General features: G+C 38.8%; 17 protein-coding genes. 8 read left to right on the top strand and 9 right to left on the bottom strand.

The annotated features are described in order from the left end of the window. The first annotated feature begins 10 nt into the window (after nucleotides 1-10). Nucleotides 11-199, top strand: coding sequence for a hypothetical protein (locus tag I6F42_RS17105; protein WP_197152891.1), 189 nt, complete (start codon nucleotides 11-13; stop codon nucleotides 197-199). A gap of 49 nt (nucleotides 200-248) precedes the next feature. On the opposite strand, the gene erpA is transcribed toward I6F42_RS17105, so the two are convergent. Further along, the gene (gene erpA / locus I6F42_RS17100; protein WP_002958911.1) at nucleotides 249-587 is read right to left on the bottom strand and encodes an iron-sulfur cluster insertion protein ErpA; all 339 of its coding nucleotides are present in this window, start codon (nucleotides 585-587) and stop codon (nucleotides 249-251) included. 322 nt (nucleotides 588-909) lie between these two features. Here erpA and I6F42_RS17095 point away from each other — a divergent pair, with 322 nt between their 5' ends. The 5 genes from I6F42_RS17095 to I6F42_RS17075 all read left to right on the top strand — a co-directional run bounded on the left by I6F42_RS17095 (nucleotide 910) and on the right by I6F42_RS17075 (nucleotide 7507). Then, nucleotides 910-2592, top strand: a complete 1683-nt coding sequence (locus tag I6F42_RS17095) for a chloride channel protein (protein WP_007584866.1) — start codon at nucleotides 910-912, stop codon at nucleotides 2590-2592. Nucleotides 2593-2607: 15 nt separating this feature from the next. Beyond that, nucleotides 2608-3042, top strand: coding sequence for a CopD family protein (locus I6F42_RS17090; RefSeq protein ID WP_007584864.1), 435 nt, complete (start codon nucleotides 2608-2610; stop codon nucleotides 3040-3042). A gap of 114 nt (nucleotides 3043-3156) precedes the next feature. Then, nucleotides 3157-4173: an aspartate carbamoyltransferase gene (locus I6F42_RS17085; protein WP_007584862.1), complete on the top strand. Its 1017-nt coding sequence runs from the start codon at nucleotides 3157-3159 to the stop codon at nucleotides 4171-4173. A 33-nt stretch (nucleotides 4174-4206) separates the two neighbouring features. Continuing rightward, complete coding sequence (gene hemL / locus I6F42_RS17080; protein ID WP_165744316.1) at nucleotides 4207-5487, top strand: glutamate-1-semialdehyde 2,1-aminomutase; 1281 nt, start codon at nucleotides 4207-4209, stop codon at nucleotides 5485-5487. A 178-nt stretch (nucleotides 5488-5665) separates the two neighbouring features. Further along, a complete protein-coding gene (locus I6F42_RS17075; protein WP_197152890.1) occupies nucleotides 5666-7507 on the top strand; it encodes a methyl-accepting chemotaxis protein in 1842 nt (613 codons plus the stop codon). A 65-nt stretch (nucleotides 7508-7572) separates the two neighbouring features. Here I6F42_RS17075 and mrcB read toward each other — a convergent pair whose 3' ends face one another. The 4 genes from mrcB to I6F42_RS17055 all read right to left on the bottom strand — a co-directional run bounded on the left by mrcB (nucleotide 7573) and on the right by I6F42_RS17055 (nucleotide 13087). Further along, on the bottom strand, nucleotides 7573-9915 hold the full coding sequence (mrcB, locus tag I6F42_RS17070) for a penicillin-binding protein 1B (RefSeq protein ID WP_197152888.1): 2343 nt from the start codon (nucleotides 9913-9915) through the stop codon (nucleotides 7573-7575). A 150-nt stretch (nucleotides 9916-10065) separates the two neighbouring features. Beyond that, nucleotides 10066-11295, bottom strand: coding sequence for an ammonium transporter (locus tag I6F42_RS17065; protein ID WP_010555509.1), 1230 nt, complete (start codon nucleotides 11293-11295; stop codon nucleotides 10066-10068). Nucleotides 11296-11304: 9 nt separating this feature from the next. Beyond that, on the bottom strand, nucleotides 11305-11643 hold the full coding sequence (locus tag I6F42_RS17060; RefSeq protein WP_004587162.1) for a P-II family nitrogen regulator: 339 nt from the start codon (nucleotides 11641-11643) through the stop codon (nucleotides 11305-11307). Nucleotides 11644-11863: 220 nt separating this feature from the next. Next, complete coding sequence (locus I6F42_RS17055) at nucleotides 11864-13087, bottom strand: response regulator (protein WP_010555508.1); 1224 nt, start codon at nucleotides 13085-13087, stop codon at nucleotides 11864-11866. A 365-nt stretch (nucleotides 13088-13452) separates the two neighbouring features. Between I6F42_RS17055 and I6F42_RS17050 the strand changes: the two genes are divergently transcribed. Continuing rightward, nucleotides 13453-14970, top strand: a complete 1518-nt coding sequence (locus I6F42_RS17050; RefSeq protein WP_197152886.1) for a S10 family peptidase — start codon at nucleotides 13453-13455, stop codon at nucleotides 14968-14970. 39 nt (nucleotides 14971-15009) lie between these two features. Here I6F42_RS17050 and I6F42_RS17045 read toward each other — a convergent pair whose 3' ends face one another. The 4 genes from I6F42_RS17045 to I6F42_RS17030 all read right to left on the bottom strand — a co-directional run bounded on the left by I6F42_RS17045 (nucleotide 15010) and on the right by I6F42_RS17030 (nucleotide 20314). Further along, entirely contained in the window at nucleotides 15010-17241 is a 2232-nt protein-coding gene (locus I6F42_RS17045; RefSeq protein WP_197152884.1) for an ATP-binding protein, read from the bottom strand. Continuing rightward, nucleotides 17228-18037, bottom strand: a complete 810-nt coding sequence (locus tag I6F42_RS17040; RefSeq protein ID WP_197152882.1) for a phosphate/phosphite/phosphonate ABC transporter substrate-binding protein — start codon at nucleotides 18035-18037, stop codon at nucleotides 17228-17230. Before I6F42_RS17040 ends, I6F42_RS17045 begins: the two co-directional genes overlap by 14 nt. A gap of 87 nt (nucleotides 18038-18124) precedes the next feature. Further along, nucleotides 18125-18790 carry an START domain-containing protein gene (locus I6F42_RS17035; protein WP_197152880.1) on the bottom strand — a complete coding sequence of 222 codons (666 nt, stop codon included), beginning with the start codon at nucleotides 18788-18790 and terminating at the stop codon, nucleotides 18125-18127. Beyond that, nucleotides 18791-20314, bottom strand: a complete 1524-nt coding sequence (locus tag I6F42_RS17030) for a CYTH and CHAD domain-containing protein (RefSeq protein WP_010555503.1) — start codon at nucleotides 20312-20314, stop codon at nucleotides 18791-18793. It lies immediately after the preceding gene. Nucleotides 20315-20608: 294 nt separating this feature from the next. On the opposite strand from I6F42_RS17030, the gene I6F42_RS17025 reads away from it, so the two are divergent. After that, nucleotides 20609-21214: a TIGR04211 family SH3 domain-containing protein gene (locus tag I6F42_RS17025; RefSeq protein ID WP_010555502.1), complete on the top strand. Its 606-nt coding sequence runs from the start codon at nucleotides 20609-20611 to the stop codon at nucleotides 21212-21214. Nucleotides 21215-21328 lie beyond the last annotated feature (114 nt).

The raw sequence follows: 21328 nt of genomic DNA, 5'->3' as shown, positions 1-21328 counted from the left end.
AGGCCGAATAATGTTCAGACTTCTTTTTTTATTACCGATTGTGTTGTGCTTGGGTTGGTACTTTTTTTTGCGCCACAACGGCGTACCAATTAAACAAGGCAAAAAAGGCTTCATATACATTTTAGCGTTTTCTGCTTTTGTACTTGGGTTTTTTGTATTGATAATGCAAATAACCGAATACGCCACAACCGATTTGTAGGCATTAAAAAAGCCGCAAAAGCGGCTTCATTCTATTTAGCGTTTGGCTGTTAAACGCTAAAGCTTGCACCACAACCACAGGTTGTTGTTGCATTAGGATTAGATACAAAAAAGCGTGCGCCTTCTAATCCTTCAGTGTAATCAACTTCACCGTCAACCAAATATTGAATGCTCATTGGATCAATAACGAGTGTTACACCATTTTTTACAATTTCTAAATCGCCAGGATTCGCTTTTTCATCAAAAGTAAAACCATATTGAAAACCCGAACAACCACCACCTGTTACATAAACACGCAGTTTTAAATCTGGATTTTCTTCTTCGTCGATTAACTGTTTAACGCGAACAGCAGCTGCATCGCTGAACTTAATTGGTAATTCTTCAGACATTTTAAAACCCTCAATATCGCAATGGCGTGATTATCTAATACCCGAGTGTTTTAATCAAGTATAGTAAAACAACTCTTTACTCTAAGTTATACCTATAAATTAGTAAAAAAGTGGCTAAACATTAGCTCACTAAAATAATACTTAAGCAAACTAAAAGCGACCCTTGTAAACTATAAATTCATTAAAAATTTTAGTTATAAAAAATAGGTCTTAATCTTTACTGCAAATTGTTAATATAAGTTACGAAAAATTCAAAATCACAAGGACTTAACTAAACTCTTTTGCTAAAATGCTGCTGAAAAATGCGGCGAGGAAATAATGCATGTGGCTTGAGCAACTCAGGCGTCGACTGGCAAAACCTAAAACATCTGTACAATTATGCTTATTAGGCGTAGTTGCCGGATTAATTGCTGCATTTTTTATTATTTTATTTCGCTTAACTATTTTGTTTTTTCAAAGCTTATTTTTGGAAACACCTGACGACTTTACTACCCTACCCACTCTTGAACGCGTTTTAATGCCATTAATAGCCGCATTTTTAATTGCGTGCTTTGCTGCATTTACTGGCTTTAAACATTACCGTTTAGGCATTCCTTTTGTTATTCATCGTATTAAACGCCATTACGGGCAAATGCCTTTATACAATACGGTTAATCAATTTGTTGGTGGCGCACTTGCACTCATTAGCGGTTTTTCGGTTGGCCGAGAAGGGCCTTCCGTACATATGGGCGCAACAGGTGCGAGTATTTTAGCGGATAAACTACATTTACCGCATAACGCCATGCGTACTTTAAGTGGTTGCGGCGTTGCAGCAGGTATAGCCGCTTCGTTTAATACCCCACTTGCAGCCGTTATTTTTGTAATGGAAGTGGTACTTCGAGAATATAAAGTACACATATTTGTGCCAATCATGCTTGCTGCTGTTACTGGTGCACTCGCTACGCAGTTTGTTTTTGGTGAAGGCTCTGAACTTGCACTCATTACAATAGCGCCATTAAGTGGTTGGCATTACCCTTATTTAATATTATGCGGTATGGCGCTGGGCGCTATAGCATTTAGCTTTAATCAAAATTTAATGCTAATTATTAAAACATTTAAACCTTTAAGTATGTTTCCTCGTTTACTAATCGCAGGCTGTATTGCCAGCTTGATAGCTTACGCGGTGCCTCATGCTATGGGTTCTGGTATGAGTGCGATTACTATCGCGGTTGAATCTCCTGATAACGTAAAGCTGCTTACTACCATTTTAATCGCTAAACTACTTGCCACATTGTTTGCTATTGGTTTGGGTATTCCTGGTGGTTTAATTGGTCCTGTAATTGGGCTTGGTGTATTAATTGGGACATTAATGGCCTTTTTTGCTCAATATATTAGCCCGGGTACTGATATTGCGGGTACGTATGGGGTTTTAGGTATGGCTGGATTATTAGCGGCTACACTGCATGCACCACTTGCTGCATTAACAACAGTAATGGAGCTTACATCATCACCTGAAATAATCGTTCCTGCGATGATAGTTATAACCACTGCATATGTAACTGCATTACAATTTTTTGGAAATCGCTCCATATTTTTGCAGCAATTAGATTTTCAGGGATTGCCGTACCATGTATCTCCCGCTACCGAAGCATTACAAAAAGTGGGAATAATGGATGATATGGATGAAGACTTTAAATTGCTTTACTCAGACGATAAAGAGCAAATAAAAAATACGCTTGATGCCATGGATAGCCAAACACCCTTGATTGTTTTTGACGAAGAAAATGGCTATCGCCTCGCTGAATACGATTTAACGCTAATGTCTGATGAAGCAATAAATATAAATTACATTAGCTTGCAGGGCATCAGCAGCCAAGCCACCCTAGCCGATGCATTCGATATACTAAAAGATAAAAGAAGTGGCGCGCTTTACGTTTATAACCTTTTAGATAATCAACAAATTATGGGGCTATTACGCTGGGATCAAATTCATCATATTTTAACCATTCGTAACAGCTTACTTTAAGCAATAAGGACTATTATGAGCGCATTATTGATTTATAAAACACTCCACATATTTTTTATGATTGCGTGGTTTGCCGGTATTTTTTACTTGCCTCGATTATTTGTATATCACGCAATGAGCGAAGAAAGATCATGTAACTCTATGCTTAAAGTTATGGAGCGCAGGTTACTTTATTTCGTAACCCCATTTGCTGTTTTAACGGCTGTATTTGGTGTGTTAACCATTGTTGAATATGGTCGTGATTGGTTTAAATACAGTATGTGGCTACATTACAAACTTGTACTGGTAATTATTTTATACCTATACCACGGCTACTGTTTTAAGTTATTAAGTGACTTTAAACATGACCGAAACACTAAAACAGACCGCTTTTACCGTATTTTTAATGAGCTCCCTGTTATTGCGCTGCTCATCATAGTGGCACTTGCGGTAATAAAACCTAATTTATAAGCGTTTCGGTGCATGTTAAACTGCGCTGCAATTTACAATACTTGCTATAACACGCGCGATTGCGTGCTCCATTTATGGATTATCGCGCCCATTTGATTGATTAGGAATTACCCCATGTTAAGTTTCCAAGGCGAACATATACTGTCTGTAAATCAGCTAGACAGAGACTGCATTGAACGTATTTTTGCAGTAGCTAAAAAAATGGAGCCTTATGCTAAAAAACAAAAGCAAACAACGGTGCTTAAAGGCGCTATTTTAGCTAATTTGTTTTTTGAACCAAGTACTCGCACGCGAGTTAGCTTTGGCACCGCCTTTAACTTACTAGGCGGTGGTGTACGTGAAACTACAGGTATGCAAAGCTCAGCGCTTGCAAAAGGTGAATCACTTTACGATACCGCGCGCGTTATTTCAGCTTACGCCGATGCTGTTGCTATGCGCCACCCCGATGCAGGCTCAGTAAGTGAATTTGCTGATGGCTGTACTGTGCCAGTTATTAATGGCGGCGACGGCCCAAATGAGCACCCGACTCAAGCATTACTTGATTTATTAACCATTGAGCGTGAATTACACCGTTTTGATCAAAATATTGATGGCATGCATATAGCGCTTGTGGGTGATTTAAAATATGGTCGCACAGTGCATTCTCTATCAAAGCTATTGTGCCATTATAAAAACGTAAAGTTTTCGATGGTCGCGCCTGATGGCCTACAAATGCCAACGAGCATTTTAGATGCCGTAGAAAATGCAGGACACAAAATTGAGCTAGTGAACAAGATGGAAGGTAATTTAGCCGCCGATATTGTCTACCAAACACGTATTCAAGAAGAGCGTTTTCCTTCACAAGAAGAAGCAAATAAATACCGTGGCGGTTTTAGAATTAGCCAATCTATTTACAGCGCTCATTGCAAACCTAACTCTGTATTAATGCATCCGTTACCACGTGATAGTCGCTTAGAAGCCAACGAGCTTGATAACGACTTAAACAGTAACGACAATTTAGCAATATTCCGCCAGGTACAAAATGGCGTATTAATTCGTATGGCACTGTTTGCTTTAACACTCGGCGTAGAAAATAAAGTCGATAAGTATGAAGTGGACGTACCTTGGTTTAGCCGCAAACGCGACAGCTAAACCCTCTTTAAGTGACAATTTATAGGATTTTTCATGACAATTAGCCAAGACTTATTTGAACGCGCTCAAGCCTCTATTCCAGGTGGCGTAAACTCGCCAGTTCGTGCTTTTAATGGTGTAGGCGGTACGCCGCTATTTATTACAAAAGCAGAAGGCGCGTTTACATTTGATGCCGACGGTAATCGTTACATTGATTATGTTGGCTCTTGGGGCCCTATGATCATGGGCCATAACCACCCTGCAATTAAACAAGCCGTGCACGAAGCCGTAGAAAATGGCCTTAGCTATGGTGCGCCAACTGAAGCCGAAATATTAATGGCTGAAAAAGTAAAAGAGCTGGTTCCATCAATCGAAAAAGTACGCATGGTTAGCTCAGGCACTGAAGCAACAATGAGTGCAATTCGTTTAGCACGTGGCTTTACCGGCCGCGATAAAATATTAAAATTTGAAGGTTGTTACCACGGCCATGCTGACTCGTTATTAGTTAAGGCAGGCTCTGGTGCACTAACAATGGGCGTACCTAATTCTCCTGGTATTCCTGAGGACTTTGCTAAGCATACACTTACTGTATCGTTTAATAACCTAGATGAAGTAAAAGCTATTTTTGCAAAATACGCTGACGAAATTGCCTGTATTATTGTAGAGCCAGTAGCCGGTAACATGAACTGCATTCCACCAGTGCCAGGCTTTTTAGAAGGTTTGCGTGATGTGTGTGACGAATATAAGTCAGTACTTATTTTTGATGAAGTAATGACGGGCTTTCGTGTTGCACTTGGCGGCGCTCAAGCGTATTACAACATTAAACCAGACCTTACGTGTTTAGGTAAAGTCATTGGCGGCGGCATGCCTGTTGGCGCATTTGGTGGTAAAACCGAAATAATGGATTACATTGCGCCTGTGGGCCCTGTTTACCAAGCGGGTACTCTTTCTGGTAACCCTATTGCGATGGCTGCAGGTTTAAAATCACTCGAGCTATTATGTGAGCCAGGTCTGCACGATAAGTTAGAAGCAACGTCTAAAGCAATTTGTGAAGGCTTTGAAGCTGGCGCTAAAAAAGCAGGCATTGCATTAACAACTAATTATGCTGGCGGCATGTATGGATTCTTTTTTACTGATGCTGAAAAAGTAACGACATACAAACAAGCGACTGAATGCGACCTAGAGCGCTTCAAACGTTTTTTCCACCTTATGCTTGAAGAAGGTGTGTACCTTGCTCCATCTGCATTTGAGGCTGGTTTTGTATGTGCCGCGCATACTGAACAAGAAGTAAAAGACACAATAGCGGCAGCAGAACGCTCGTTTGCTAAACTTTAAGTTAAAATTACTTTTTATATTTTATAAATGCCTGTTTTTAAAGTGTGTAATTAAGACTAAAGAGTGAAAAAAGCCCGAAAGGGCTTTTTTTATTTGTAAAGTACTATAAATGAATGATAATTAAGCATAACAAGGTCTATTCACCTTTACCCTAATTACAAAAATACAAGAGAGCCTTATGTCAGGATTACGCCAATTTTCTTTTCCCGCTATCCAGCTAATGGCAAATTTAAAATACAAAACTAAAATCAGCTTAATGTTTGGAATTTTACTCGTTCCTCTTGCACTTAGTTTGTTTTTTTTAGTCTCATTATTAAGTGAAAGTATCGCTGTTTCAAAAGTGCAGCAACAAGGTTTAAAAGGCTACAGGTCAATACTCTCAAATCAAATGCAGGGGGAAGCAAATCAAAATATAAAAATTGCTCGCTCACTCGGTTTTGATATAAAAGACGATCAAGCAAATGATGTACTTGAACTTGTTTCTATCCAGTCTAACTTAGCATTAGATAGCCAGTTAGCTAGTGCTTACGTAAACCGCTCTTTAGTCACGCCAATTCCTGCACTTATAATGCAAATAAACTCGACAGCGCAAAGCGCAAACACTGTTTTGGCAAGTAATCGTTTTACGCCAGATACGTTTATAGCACTTTCAAATTTTAGTAAGTCACTTCCTTTATACGAAAAACAACTCGATAAAATACTCAATGTAGCCACCAATGCAGATAAATCAGTAAATAAAGCGCTCATGCCCTCGTTAGATAATTTACACAGTGCTGTTGGTGCATTCAAAAAAGCGATAGATGAAAAACTACTTGAGCCAGACGATATTTTATTAACTCAATCAGAATTTACTAAACTAACAAACAATGTTCACAGCAGTATTAATCAACTTGTTAGTAAGAGTATTCCAACGCTTGAGAGCCTTATTGAAGCAAAACTACAAACTCAACAGTGGACTCGAAATCTTGTTTTAGCTGCTTCATTAATTAGTTTGTTATTTGCATTTTATTTGATGATTGGTTTTTATTTTGCAGTTGTTGATACTATTAATCGCTTTGCTGATGCAGCGAATAGAGCCGCGAATGGCGACTTAAATGCCACTATCGATTCGAGCACTAATGATGAAATGGGAATTATTGCATCGCGCTACAACGCATTACTTAATGCATTTTCACATTTATTAATTGATGTTAAAGCAAGTACAGAAGAGCTATGCGGCGCAACTAAATCGCTATCACATGCGAGTAGCCAAACAAGCAATGATGTTTCAAAACAGCAAATCCGAGTAAATGCCATTTATAATGCACTAAGCGAAATGGCTCAAAACGCACTTGCAGTTGAAGAGTCAGCCCATCAAGCAACGCTTACCGCGCAAGATGCTGCTGCGCATGTAAAACAAGGTTCAGACAATACAATGGAGCTTGCTAAATATATGCAAGATCTACAAATTGAATTTGCAGAGAGCCAACAAGCGCTCGATAAGCTAGCACAAGATAGCCAAGAAATTAGCAAAGTAAGTAAAGGTATTAGTGAGATAGCCGATCAAACAAACTTGCTTGCACTAAATGCCGCTATTGAAGCTGCACGAGCTGGCGAGCATGGTCGAGGCTTTGCCGTTGTAGCTGATGAAGTAAGAACTCTTGCTCAGCGTACACAAACACAAACACAAGAAATTCACCAAATTATTAGCTCCTTACAACAAGCATCTGACGACACTCAGCAAAAAATGCGCTCAAGTGTTGAAAAAATGGAGCAATCGGTAAAAGCAGCCAATCAAACCAATGAAGTATTGCAAAGCGCAGAGCAAAGTATGGGCGACATTAAACATCAAGGTGAAGTTATTGCAGAGCGTGTTAAACAGCAGTCAAATGCGACAACACAAGCATTGAATGATTCGCAAGAGGTGAGTAATTTAGCAGATCAAACGCTAACATCAGCTCAATCAACGCTGCAAGATGCACAACAGCTAAGTCGCTTATCTAATGATTTAACCAAATCAATGCAGTTTTTTAAATCTTAAGCGTTAACTACAACTTACAACAAAGCCGCTAAATAAGCGGCTTTGTTGTTTAAAGTAATCTTAAATTAACGAATACATTGTGGTCTTGGCTCAAACTCACTCGCTCTAAGCGGTAGCTGAATCACCTTGCCACATCCTGGTGGTGCCTGCTTACCCGTTTGCTCATTTACAAATGCCCAGCGTATTGATGGAGGACGCGTATCAGCTATTGCTTGTGGATTAAGTGGCTTTAAGTAGCGAATATATGCTTCTAATGCACCTACGCTGCCCGTTAAACCCGTGCTTTTGTTGTCGTCTCGACCAAGCCACGCAACAGTCACTGTATTTTGATCAAAGCCTGCAAACCAACTATCACGTAAATCGTTACTAGTTCCTGTTTTACCTGCTAGTTGGATTGATGGGAAGTGTAAATTTAAGCGTTTAGCAGTGCCGTCTTTCGTTACGCGTTTCATCGCGTATTTAGTCATATACATTGCAGATTTATCAAAACGAGGCTCTGCATTTACTTTATGTTTATAAAGTACTTTACCAACCGAGTCAGTTAATGCCGAAATTGCAGTAAGCTTTTTATATTCGCCATCTGCAGCAATTGTCGTATAAAGCTGAGCAACTTCAAAACTCGACATTTCAACAGCCCCTAAAAGCAACGATGGGTATTCGTTTATCGCCCCTTTAGCGCCTAATCCTTTTAGTGTTTTCGCGACTTTATCAACACCTACATCGAGGCCTAAATTAACCGCTGGAATATTAATACTGTTGCTAAATGCTTTATAAAGAGGGATTGCTCCACGGTATTTATGATCAAAATTTTCTGGTTGCCACACTTTTCCCTGCTCATTTGTAACCTGTACTGGCGAGTCATCAAGCAAAGTAGCTAAATTATAATGTGGTAATTGCAATGCGCTTAAATACACAGCCGGTTTTACCAGCGAGCCAATATTACGCTTTGTATCTAAAACACGGTTAAACCCTGAATAACGAACATCGCGCCCTGCAACAAGTGCAGATACACCGCCCTTTTCTACATTAACAGAGATCATGGCTGCTTCTAGTTTTTCGGTTCTAGGACGATTCTCCAGGTACGGTAAGCTCTTTTCAATAGACTCTTCCATTGCTGTTTGCTTTTGCAAGTCAAAATAAGTAAATACTCTTACGCCTGCATCAAGTGTTTGCTGATCTGGCAATAATTCATTTAGTTCTCTGTTTACTAACTCTAAATAGCCTGGATATGATTTTTGTAAACTCGCTTTCATTGGCGCAATATCAATTGGGCGATTAAGCGATGCACGGTACTCTTTTGTGCTAAGTAGCTTGTTTTCAACCATAAGGCGAAGCACTAAGTCTCGGCGCTCCATTGTGCGCTCTTTATAGCGACGTGGATTGTAATAAGATGGACCTTTAACCATTGCCACCAGCAAAGCAATTTGATCGTACTCAAGCTCATCTACCGGCTTTGAAAAGTAAAAGTCAGCAGCAAGCCCCATACCGTGCACACCTTGGTTGTATGACTGCCCTAGGTATACTTCATTTAAGTAAGCTTCTAATATCTGATCTTTTGAATAACGATAATCTAAAATAAGGGCAATAAAGGCCTCATTTATTTTTCGTACTAAAGAACGCTCACGTGTTAGGTAAATATTTTTAGCTAACTGCTGAGTAAGCGTACTACCACCTTGAACGGTGCGCCCCGCTTTAATATTAGAATAAAGCGCGCGTAAAATAGAAAACACTGATACACCATGATGTTCGTAAAAATCACGGTCTTCAACCACCAATAGCGTATCTTTTAGCATTGCTGGAAACTTATCTAGTGGTACAAATTCTCTATCTTGTTTAGAGTCATTACCAATACGCGCTATTTGCACAGGCTCTAGACGAGCTGAATTTAAACGCCTACCAAACTTATCTTTAATGGTCGCAACTTTTTGCCCTGCAAAGCGAAGTTCAATAATATGTGATTCTTCAAGGCCATCATAAAATTCAAAATCACGACGATAAATCTTGATGCTATCTGCTGTTTTAACAAACTGCCCTGTACGGCTTAATCTATTAACCGATGAATAATTTAAACGCTCTAGCTCAAACACTACTTCCTGACTTGATAAAAATTGCCCCGGATAAAACTCCATAGAACGAGCATACACTTGCGCTGGAAGTTGCCATTTATTACCTTCAAATATACGCGTTGTTTTTGAATCTAAATAAATGAAATACATTGCCATTGCAATAAAAACAGCCAAGCTTAGTTTCCAAAACACTGACCATGTTTTTCTCATAAAAGAGCGTTTAACAGTGGTTTGCACTGTTTTTTTACTGCCCTTTGAGGTGCTTTTTTTTGTCTTGCTTGACGATTTACTTGCACGTTTAACTGCAGGTTTACTGGTAGGTGTTTTTTTATTGTCGGCCATTTAAGTGTAATTTATTCCAAGGGTTATTCACGAGTGTGAGCTTAGCATATTGGATATATCCTAACATCCGAAAAGTTAACCCCCCCTGAAACAAAAAAAGCCCTACCGAAGTAGGGCTTTGTGTAAACACACTATTATTTAAATAAACTATTAGCTATTTCGAACAGAAACAAACTCTGGGTAGGCTTCAATACCACAATCGTGTTGATCCATACCGTTTAGTTCTTCTTCTTCGGTTACTCTTATACCCATTGTTTTGTTAAGTACAGTCCAAACAATGAATGATGCTACAAATACAAAGGCAAGAATACATACTAGACCCGTTAACTGATTAACAAAGCTTGCGTCACCATTGGTTAGCGGTACTAACATAATACCTAATGCGCCACACGTACCATGAACAGAGATAGCACCCACTGGATCGTCAATCTTAACTTTATCAAGTGCTATGATACTAAATATAACAAGTGCACCACCAAGTAGACCAAGTAGACATGCCATTAATGGTGATGGTGATAGAGGGTCTGCTGTTATAACAACTAAACCAGCTAATGCACCATTTAAGACCATTGTTAAATCTGATTTACCCCAAAGTACTTTACATACAAACAGTGCTGCAATAGCACCCATTGCAGCTGCTGCATTGGTGTTAAGTAATATTTGGCCTACTGCAGTTGCGTTTTCTTTATCCGAAAGTAGTAATTGAGAACCACCGTTAAAGCCAAACCAACCCATCCATAAAATAAATGTACCTAGTGTAGCCAGTGGTAAGTTTGAACCTGGAATTGGGTATATTTCACCGTTCTTACCATATTTACCTTTACGAGCACCTAAGATTAATACACCAGCTAGTGCAGCGGCTGCACCTGCGCCATGCACAATTGCAGAACCTGCAAAATCAACAAAGCCCATTTCAGATAAGAAACCACCACCCCATGTCCAGTAACCTTCAATAGGGTAAATAAAACCAGTTAGTACTACAGCAAAACCTAGGAAAGCCCACAGTTTCATACGCTCAGCAACAGCACCCGATACAATCGACATAGCGGTTGCAACAAATACTACTTGGAAGAAAAAGTCAGATTCTAAAGAATGGTCAGCATCGGCAGCTTGTGTACCAATTAAAGCGCCTATTGAAGGAATAAAACCACCTTCGGCATTGTCTACATACATAATGTTGTAGCCAACTAATAAAAACATCGTACATGCAATTGAATATAGCGCGACATTTTTAGTTAAAATTTCAGCTGTGTTTTTAGAGCGAACTAAGCCCGCCTCTAGCATGGCAAAACCTGCTGCCATCCACATTACTAATATACCTGATATTAAAAAATAGAAGGTATCGAGTGAAAACTTTAGTTCTATTATTGTATTTTCCATGAGACCCCCTTAAATTGCTTCTTCGTCAAGTTCGCCAGTACGGATACGAACAATTTGATCTAAGTCGTACACGAAAATTTTCCCGTCACCGATTTTACCTGTTGATGCAATTTTAGTAATTGCTTCAACAACGCGTTGACAATTTTCAGTACGAGTTGCAATTTCAAGTTTGATCTTAGGAATAAAATCTACTTGGTATTCTGCACCACGATATAACTCAGTATGACCTCGTTGACGTCCAAAACCTTTAACATCAACTACTGTCATCCCCTCAATTCCTAAATCAGCGAGTGCTTCACGCACGTCGTCTAATTTAAATGGTTTTATGATTGCACTAATCATTTTCATAGCGGCCCCCTCGGACTCATTATTGTTATCCTGTTGGGTTAAACAATCCAACCTTTGTGCCACTATTTTTATATTCTTTAAAACAATAAGTTAGTGAAAAACAGAAACTAAATAACAAAAAAAACGCACCAATTAGGTGCGTTAATTTAACAAGTCAGCTACATTGGTGCGTGCTATATCTCTATATATTTATCACGTACCTAGCTTTGTTTAAGAAGGGTTATACCACGCAGTTTCTGCCTTGGTTTTTAGCTTCGTATAATGCTTTGTCAGCAACACGCATTGCCTGCGTTAAGCTAGTGTCTTGAAAGTCAGCCAAGCCTATACTCGTGGTAATTTTAATTGATTTATCGCTAATAGAAAAATCGTAACTAGCCATCTTTTTCCTAAACGCTTCAAAGTATTCACGACCGCGTTCTAGCTCTATTTCAGGTAATATTATGGCAAACTCTTCTCCGCCAACCCGTGCAACCGTAAACTTTGAAAACGTAGATCGTATTAATGAACCAACCTGCTTTAAAGCCTGATCGCCGCCTTCATGGCCTAATGTATCGTTAATGTTTTTGAAAAAATCGATATCAAGCAATGCCAAAGTATTTTTCTGGTTTTTACTTTTAAGGAGCTTTTCTGCATATTGATAAAAGTAGCGTCGGTTATGAAGCCCTGTTAAGTGATCCCTATGTGCGCTTTCTTTAATATCTGAAATTAACGACAGTTGCTCCATTGTTTGAAGTACTCGACAATGAAACTCTTCATTCATAAATGGCTTTGTTAAAAAGTCATTGGCGCCGTATTTAATAAATCGTGCTGATAGGCCATGCTTTCCCGCGCCCGATAAGCCAATAATTGCTAAGTCGTCTCGGCCTCTAAAATTACGTACCGCTTTGACAAGTTCAAAGCCATCCATAGAGGGCATAGCGTAGTCGGTCATAAGTAGCTTTATATCAGGATTAGCTTTTAATATTTCGAGTGCTTGTTGTCCATCATGGGCATCTGTTACATCAAACAATTGCTTTTCTAGCATTTGCTTCATTAACGAGCGACTTAGTAATGAGTCATCTGCTATTAGTGCTTTACAGCCTTGATTTCTGAGTAATTGCGCAACGAGCTTAACGGCATAATGGTAAGAATCGCGATTATCTTTAATAACATAATCAACTACGCCCAATTCAAGCATTTGTTGGCGCTTGTACTCATCTATTTTTGAGGTTAAAACAACCGTAGGAATTTTTTTAGATAAAGTATATTTTGCAACTTCACCGTGCGGAGCATCGGGTAGAGTTAGATCAACTAACGCAAGCGTATAATCGTGCTTTTCTACATAGGTTACGCATTCTGCTAGAGACCAAGCAAAATCAATTGCTACATCAAGGTATTGTGCAGTTAAGTGGCGAAGCACCTGCTGCACGACTTTACTGTCTTCAACCACTAATACTCTTTGCATAAAGCTTCTCTTTACCTTTAATTAATTTTGTAACAAAACGACAAATACAACGCTATTACTGCAATAGCATTAGCCATAAACATCCGGTGTAGAGTGCACTTATGTGCTTGAAAGCGTAATCCATTAGATTTTTTTGGTGATAGCTTGTATATAAAATCAATACAAGTAGGCCCGCAATATACCTGAATTCTGTGATTAACTAAATAAAGAAACCAAATCCCAAATAACTATAAAAGTGGTTAGCACGCATCTCTAAGCGCATTAATACCTTACTTAACTAGTATTATCGGCCACTAGTCTCAATACTTTTGTTATTTAACTCATTAATGTCTTTAATGGTGTATCAACAATAATAAGGACACCTAATGAAGCTTAGTCGTATTATCAGTTTACCGATAACCGTTATTGCATTAATAATCAGTACAAGCACGCTTGCCGATAACCAACGTCGTATTGATGTAGACAGCAAAGTTGTTACTCAACATAAAGCTAAAATCAACGGTCAACGCTTTAATTACACCGTTGCCACAGGCACACAACCTGTATGGGATGATAAAGGCGACGCGGTTGCGACATTGCAATACACTTACTACACACGCGACAAAGTTGACGACAGGACAACTCGCCCATTACTTATTTCATTTAATGGCGGGCCAGGTTCGGCTTCTGTATGGATGCACCTTGCTTATACTGGTCCTCGCGTATTAAAGATTGATGACGAAGGCTATCCAATTCAACCTTATGGCGTAAAAGACAACCCATATTCTGTACTTGATATTGCCGATATTGTTTACGTAAACCCTGTAAATACTGGCTACTCTCGCGTACTTGAAAACGAAAAAGGCGAACTTCCTTCTAAAGCAAAACAAAAAGAGCTATTTTTTGGTGTTAATGCCGATATTAAATACCTTGCAGAGTGGTTAAATACTTTTGTAAATAGAGCTGAGCGCTGGCGATCGCCTAAATTTTTAATTGGTGAAAGCTACGGTACAACACGTGTATCGGGTCTTGCTCATGAGCTTCAAAATAGTCAATGGATGTACATAAACGGTGTTGTTCTCGTATCACCCACTGATATTGGTATTAAGCGCGACGGCCCGATTAAAGCCGCTAACCGCCTACCTTACTTTGCAGCGACTGCTTGGTATCACAAAGCACTTAAAGCCGATTTACAAGCTAAAGATCTAGATGAGTTATTACCTGAAATTGAAGAGTTTACTGTAAACGAGTTAATCCCAGCGCTTGCTAAGGGTGGCTTTATTAATGCTGAAGAAAAACGTCGAATTATTACAAAAATGGCACACTACGCTGGCTTATCAGAAAAGTTTGTTGAACAAAATAACTTGGATATTCCAACTCAATTTTTCTGGAAAGAGCTACTACGTGAACGTGGTCAAACTGTGGGTCGCTTAGATTCTCGTTATTTAGGAATAGATAAACGAGGCGCGGGTGAATCCCCAGACTACTGGGCTGAACTTACCTCTTGGTTACACTCTTTCACTCCTGCAATTAATCACTACTTACGTGAAGAGCTAAACTATAAAACAGATGTAAAATATAATTTATTTGGTAATGTTCACCCATGGGATAGAACCGGTAATAATACGGGCGAAAATCTACGTTTAGCAATGGCGCAAAACCCTTACTTAAACGTGATGATTCAATCAGGATACTTTGATGGTGCAACCAATTACTTTGACGCTAAATATACGTTATGGCAATTAGACCCAAGCGGTAAAATGAAAGACCGTTTGAGCTTTAAAGGCTACAGAAGTGGGCATATGATGTACCTTCGCCACGCTGACTTAGAAAGCTCTAATAACGATTTACGTGACTTTATACAGGACGCTTTACCTAAGAAAGGGGAAGCGGCTAAATACTAAAATATTTAAAACATAAAATGGCTCTTTATGAGCCATTTTTTATGTGCGTTTTTCATATCGTAAACAATAGCTTTTAAGTTGCGTTACTACATCGTTAAAGCATACTTCAAGCTGCTGTATATATTCACCTTTAACTATTTCACTCTCTGCATGTGTTTCTATCTGCTGGCATATATTTGCCAACTCAATAGCCCCCACAGACTTTGAAGACGATTTTAATGCATGGGCCTGAAAAGCCAAATCAACATAATTTTTACTCTTAGCATACGCATTAGCTAATTTAATTTGCTCCCCTGCCGTTTGTAAAAACGCATTAAACACCATGCAGTGCACAGTAGGATCATCACCAAGCATTGCTTTTAATAACGTGATATCTAGTTGATCAAAACTATCTGAAGCTATATTTTCACCATCAGATTTTTCTGATCGCGTGTTGACCACTGTTTGAGAGTGCTCCATCAATAACGACTTTAATTTAACAAGCTCAATGGGCTTGGTTAAAAAGCCGTTCATTCCACAATCATAACAATTATCTATATTGTTTTTGGTAATGTTGGCCGTAATTGCAATTATAATAAGTTTATCAAAATGAGTGTTTTCGCGTATTTTTTTGGCTAACCCTAACCCATCGAGTAAAGGCATTTGAATGTCGGTTAGTAAAATATCGAAGTGTTTATTTTGCAGAGTTTCCCAGGCTTGTTCCCCATTACTTACAAAAGTAGAACACACTCCAAGCATGGTTAATTGCTGCCTTAATACTTGCTGATTTGTAACCTGATCCTCTGCTACTAAAACCTCAAGCGTAGGAAGAGTTACTGTATCTAAACTTTGAAGTGTTATTTGAGGAGATTGCACTTGTGCTGGCAAATCAGTTTGATCAAAGCTGTTAAAGTTTAGTGTAAAACAAGAACCTTTGTGCTGCTCACTTTGCGCGCTTAAAGAACCCTGCATACGCTCTACCAGCTGCTTAGTTATCACTAAACCAATACCCGTACCGTTTACTTTACTGGTTTCAGCTCCTAAACGGTCAAAAGGTTTAAATAAGCGAGAAATATCATCTGGAGCAAATCCACATCCGGTATCTATTACATCTATTTCGCATTGTTTATTACTTAACACCCGGCAATTTATATTAATGCTGCCATTTGGTTTGTTGTATTTAATCGCATTTGAAAGCAAGTTAAGCATCACTTGTTTAAAGCGGCGCTGATCAATGTAAATACTCAACCCTTCTAAGGACTCGAAACCTTGGGTATGCAGTGTTATTGATTGCCCTTTAACAAGCTCAGTGACGAGCTCTACTGACTCCTCTAATATGCTTTTAATAGGCACATAAGAAAAACTAAACTGCATATTACCCGACTCAATAGCCGTTAAATCAAGTACATCGTCTATAAGTAATAGTAAATGTTCTCCAGCTTGATAAATGCTTTTCGCGTTTTCTTTTTGTACTTTATTAGCACTCTCATCATATCCATACAGCTGGGCTAAGCCTAAAATTGCATTTAATGGGGTTCTTAATTCGTGGCTCATACTGGCCATAAAATCTGACTTTGCTTTACTTGCTGACTCAGCTTGAATTCGTAATACATTTAATTTTTGATGGTTATTAGCAACCTCATCAACCATGTTATTAAATGCACTTATTACGCTGCCTACTTCATTTTGTTGTTGTTTATCTATATGGCAATCAAAGTCACCTTTGGCTAAACGTGAAAACCCCCCTTTTAACGTCCTTAAAGGCGATGTAACCCTGTAATCCACCAGCCAAGCTAAACCTATAAAAACGATAACTAAAATAATAAATTGTATATAAATTAGGGTGTAATGAAGTTTTGAAGATTCGTTTATTTCATTCGTAAAATTAACAACCAAGCTAATATTAGCCAGCGGTTTATCTAAAAACACCACCTGCTGAGATAACAACATGTCGCCGTTTTCATTTGCTCCAACCCAGTTTTCAAGCGGGTATAATTGGTTATTTGAATCCACATTAACAATTTTAATACTTTTCCAATTAGGGCGAGTTTGGAGTTGGCTGTCTATTTCTTCATACAGCTCTGCATACTGCCTAGTTAACAACGGAGTCGTTATAGAAGTCGATAACTGCGCTAAAGAACGCTGAGCAGCCTTTGAAAGCCCATCGTTTACCCAACGCGCTTGCTCAGGTAAGGCGTAAAACATAAAAAGACAGGCCATAAGCAAGCCACAAAGCAATACAACAATAAAGCTTTGTGCCCTTAGACTACGAAACCCTCTAATTTTCAACATAAAATGAGCGCAAGCCCCACTGAGTTAACTGCTGATACTCTGCTAAAGTTGCAATACTAGGTTTAATAATTGGGATACCTGCAAGTAAATGTTTATGCTCTGGGCTTTGCCCAATATCTAAAATAGCTTGTTGCACTTTTAACTGTATTGCAGGATCAACCCTTGGATGGGCTACAATTGGATGGCGACTAATTTCACGTGTTTTATAGAGAATTTTAAGCTTATTTTGTAAGCTTTCTGGTTGTTGTTTAAATGTGCCCATTACACCACCGCCCGCCATTGTTGAATGCAGTGCTACATTTAAATATACCGAAGGGTGGGTTTGTACATATACAGGCTTTATTGTTAGCCCATACAACAACGCTAAGTCGGCTCTCATTAATAATGACGCACCTAATGCATTAGGTGCAGGGAATGCTATTTCGGCGCCCTCTAGTTGGCTTAAATTATCAATACCACTATTTTTATTTACGAGCAAAATACCTTGCAGCTTTCGCCCTGCATCTTTTATTAGTGGCAAATACCCCTGTTTTTCATATGCTACAACACTGTGCCATGGGTTCATGTATGCAAAGTCGTACTCGCCATTAGCAAAGGCTTTTTCAAATACAGGAATAGACTCAACTGTAATTAGCTTTATTGTTACTCCTGTTTGCTTACTTACTTGCTTTAACAAAGGTTGCCAAATAGCATTTAGCTTTTGCGGCTCATATTGCGGCACTACACCAAAGGTATATTCTTGAGCCAATAAGAGTGAACTGTGCATAAAACATAATATAGCCACTAAATACTTCATCAATTCTCCAAATAATAGCGTGTCATTATTGTTTAAGCGTAGTTAAAGACTACTCAACACACCATAAAATTATTATATATTCGATATTTAGCACTGACCGGCTTTGATTACAGGTAGTTTTGGTGTGTATTTTTTATGTGTGAGCATTTGGTGCAAATTCATAAATGTGTTGTAAGTACTTTTCAATCCGACCTTATTGCTTAGCCAAGTAGGTATTGACCCATCAGGCAAAGCATATACTTGGTATTCAATATCAAGGCGGCCTTTGTCCTCACTAAGTAGCCAGCGAGCATTTAAAGTAGTAATTCTTATAACACCATCATTTTGGGGCAGCTCATTAGGGCGCGCATTAATAAGCAATTGGCTTTTATTTGCAGTTAACTGTGAATAACAAGAATGAGTAATGCTATCTCTATCTCTAACAGGCCAAGGAGAATTAAAATAACTGTACACTAAATTTTCTGATGGGCTTATGTGCTGAATAACCTTTACCTGAGATACATTTTCGAGCCATTGGGGTGCGGCATCGGTATCGCTAAGTAACTCTAAAAACTCATTGGTGGATACACCTTTCACGCTCATCTGCGCTTTCACTTCAAAGGTATTATCACTGTGGCTTTGATAATACACACTTACGCCATTTTTGTTTTTATACAAATGCCATATGGGCTCAGCGTAAGAGTTAAAACTAACTGATAAAAGAATAACGAATAAGCACTTTTGCAACTGAATTTTATTACAAAAGTGCATCATTTATTTTTGCCAGTAAGGTTCTATGTCAAATGAAGCAAGGCGACTTTGCTCCATCGCACTCACCAAATATTCAGACTTTTGCTCAAGCCATGATTGGATTTTAGCAAGCTGTTCGTCTTCTTGCCCGGCACATAACTGCTTTAAATACTCAAGCGTGCTTAACTCATAAATACCATGAGAAATATCAAGCCAAGGCAATCTAAACTCTAAGCGTTCTTCTTTATCAAATAACGATCCTAAGCAGTTACCGCTCAGTAAACTATTTTCAAGTTGAGTGCGCAGGTTTAAATACGAAGCGACATCGAGTGTTTGTTCTTTTGGGAGCAGTTCGTGCAGATTTTTCCAGTCTTTATTAAAAAGCCTACTCGCAATGGAAGACACGTTTTGCTCAGCCGCTTGAAGCTCTATTTGCCCCCAATCTTTACGCCACTGTTTATCAATTAACCACGTAGTTAACGACAGTAATAAACGATTATAACGCGCGCTATGAAACAGTGCATTTATATCGTTAATGCTTGGCTGTAACTCTTTTAAATCACCAATGACTTGAGTAAGTGCTGGAGCTGCATTAATTTTTTTATAAAAAGCATGGCGTTTAGACGTGTACGTTTTTAATTGAATCGCGTTTTCTACCCACGCTAATTCGCTTAATAACCATTTAAGCTCTGTACGTAAATGTTCTGTACTTTCTTTGGATACTATATCGTCGTACAGCCAAAAAGTATGGCGTATTAGGCTAATGCCGTCAGTTACGCGTTTAAGCGTTTTTAAACTTGGCTTATCGAAATAGCATTGCTCATGCTTTTGCACAAAGCGAATGCCAAAGTTCATGGCTTCAACTAAAGCACGCTCTTGGGTAGTCGACTTTGGTAATTGAACAAAACCAATAGATTTGCTTGGTGTTAAAGGTTTTTCATCTGCAAGGCGATAACCACGCGCGGCCTTAGAGTATAATCCTAAACGGATACAGTTCTGGCTAACCAGTACATCTGCAAACGCAAACAACTCATTACGACTGCCCTCAACAAGCTCAATTTCAAGCTCGCTAATAATTTCAATTTTACCCGAAGCCGCAATTTCACCTTTATCGAGTACAACTTCAATTTTAGCGCCACTTTCGGTTTCAATTAACCAAGTACGACGAATAAAGTTAGTACTAAATATTGGATACAAGTTTTTTGAGATTGCGCTTATTTGCATGCCATGAGGCCAAATATCAGCATCAAACGCCATTAAATTAGGGCGACTTGATTCAATTGGTAAATTGTACTCTGGACGTTGGTGTAAACCACCTACAACTTCACCTGCAAGCTTTATAGTTTGCTCGCATTCGCTGTCAGAACAGCGAGTTCTGAAGCCTATGTCAAGCGCTCTAAGCTCTCGGCTTGGCGTGTCGTAGTATGCATTTTGTAAGCTGCGTGACGGTTTATTCTTCACCGTTTTTGCAAATTGAGTAATTAACGAGGGGATCAGTGGAATAACGGCATCTGATACCAAAAATTTCAGTTCTATCTCAGTATCCATTCGGTTTGCGGATTACCTTTAAAATAAATAAGTGCTCAAAATAAACAAAGCACACTAACAATGCAAATTTTTTAGCCTTATTTTAGTGCCTGTTGACCTTTGTGGATTAAAATTTGTTCTATCTAGAGGCAAATTAATCGCGGGGCGAGATTTGTAACCTAGTGGGCTAGGTAACTGCTACAGGGTTACAATATCAGTCTTGCTATTGAGCTATTTAATCCATACTATCTAGCTACTTATGTGAAATGAAAATCACGTTCATAACGGACGCAGTTAGATCAACAAGGTAGATAAATGCTAAAACATTGTTTATTAGGGCTACTTTTAACAGCCACCACATTTATGAGTTATGCAGAAGAAGCAAAACCTGCAAATTCAACTAATGCAAACACCGCTTATATTATCGATAATTTATATACTTTTATGCGCTCTGGTGCGAGTAAGAATTATCGACTACTCGGCTCTGTAGATGCTGGAACAAAGTTAACCTTGTTATCTGCTGAAGAAAACGGCTTTATAAAAATTAAAGATGATAAAGACCGCGAAGGTTGGATAGAAACTAAGTTTGTTACCAAAACGGCAGGCTTACATCAGCAGTACAAAACACTTAGTAACGAAATGAGTACTATGCAAGAAAATCTGCGCCAAGCTCAAATAGAACTTCCGCAGCTACAAGAGCAAAACCAAACTTTAACTGATCAAAACCTGCAGTTATCGGCCCAAATTACTAAGCTTAAAACAACGCTAGAGCAAGAGCGCACCCAAAAAGAAGCTGCTAGCTCAAAAGAGAAACGTCAGCTACTTACTTACGGTGGTGCTATTGCGTTTTTAGGCCTGTTTTTAGGTATTATATTAACGATAGTGTTGTCACGTCGTAAACGCTATGAAGGTTGGGCATAACCCTCCTTTCTATTGAATACAAAAAAGCCGCTTTATAGCTAACACCGATCAGTTAAGGTATTTTTGATCGGTTGACCGATCTTTTGGTTGCTTCACAATACCCTTATCATCTTT

This window comes from Pseudoalteromonas sp. SWYJZ12, assembly GCF_015864395.1.
GTDB lineage: Bacteria > Pseudomonadota > Gammaproteobacteria > Enterobacterales > Alteromonadaceae > Pseudoalteromonas > Pseudoalteromonas arctica.
Note: the sequence above shows the minus strand (reverse complement) of the source record. Positions and strands in the feature narration are given on the sequence as shown.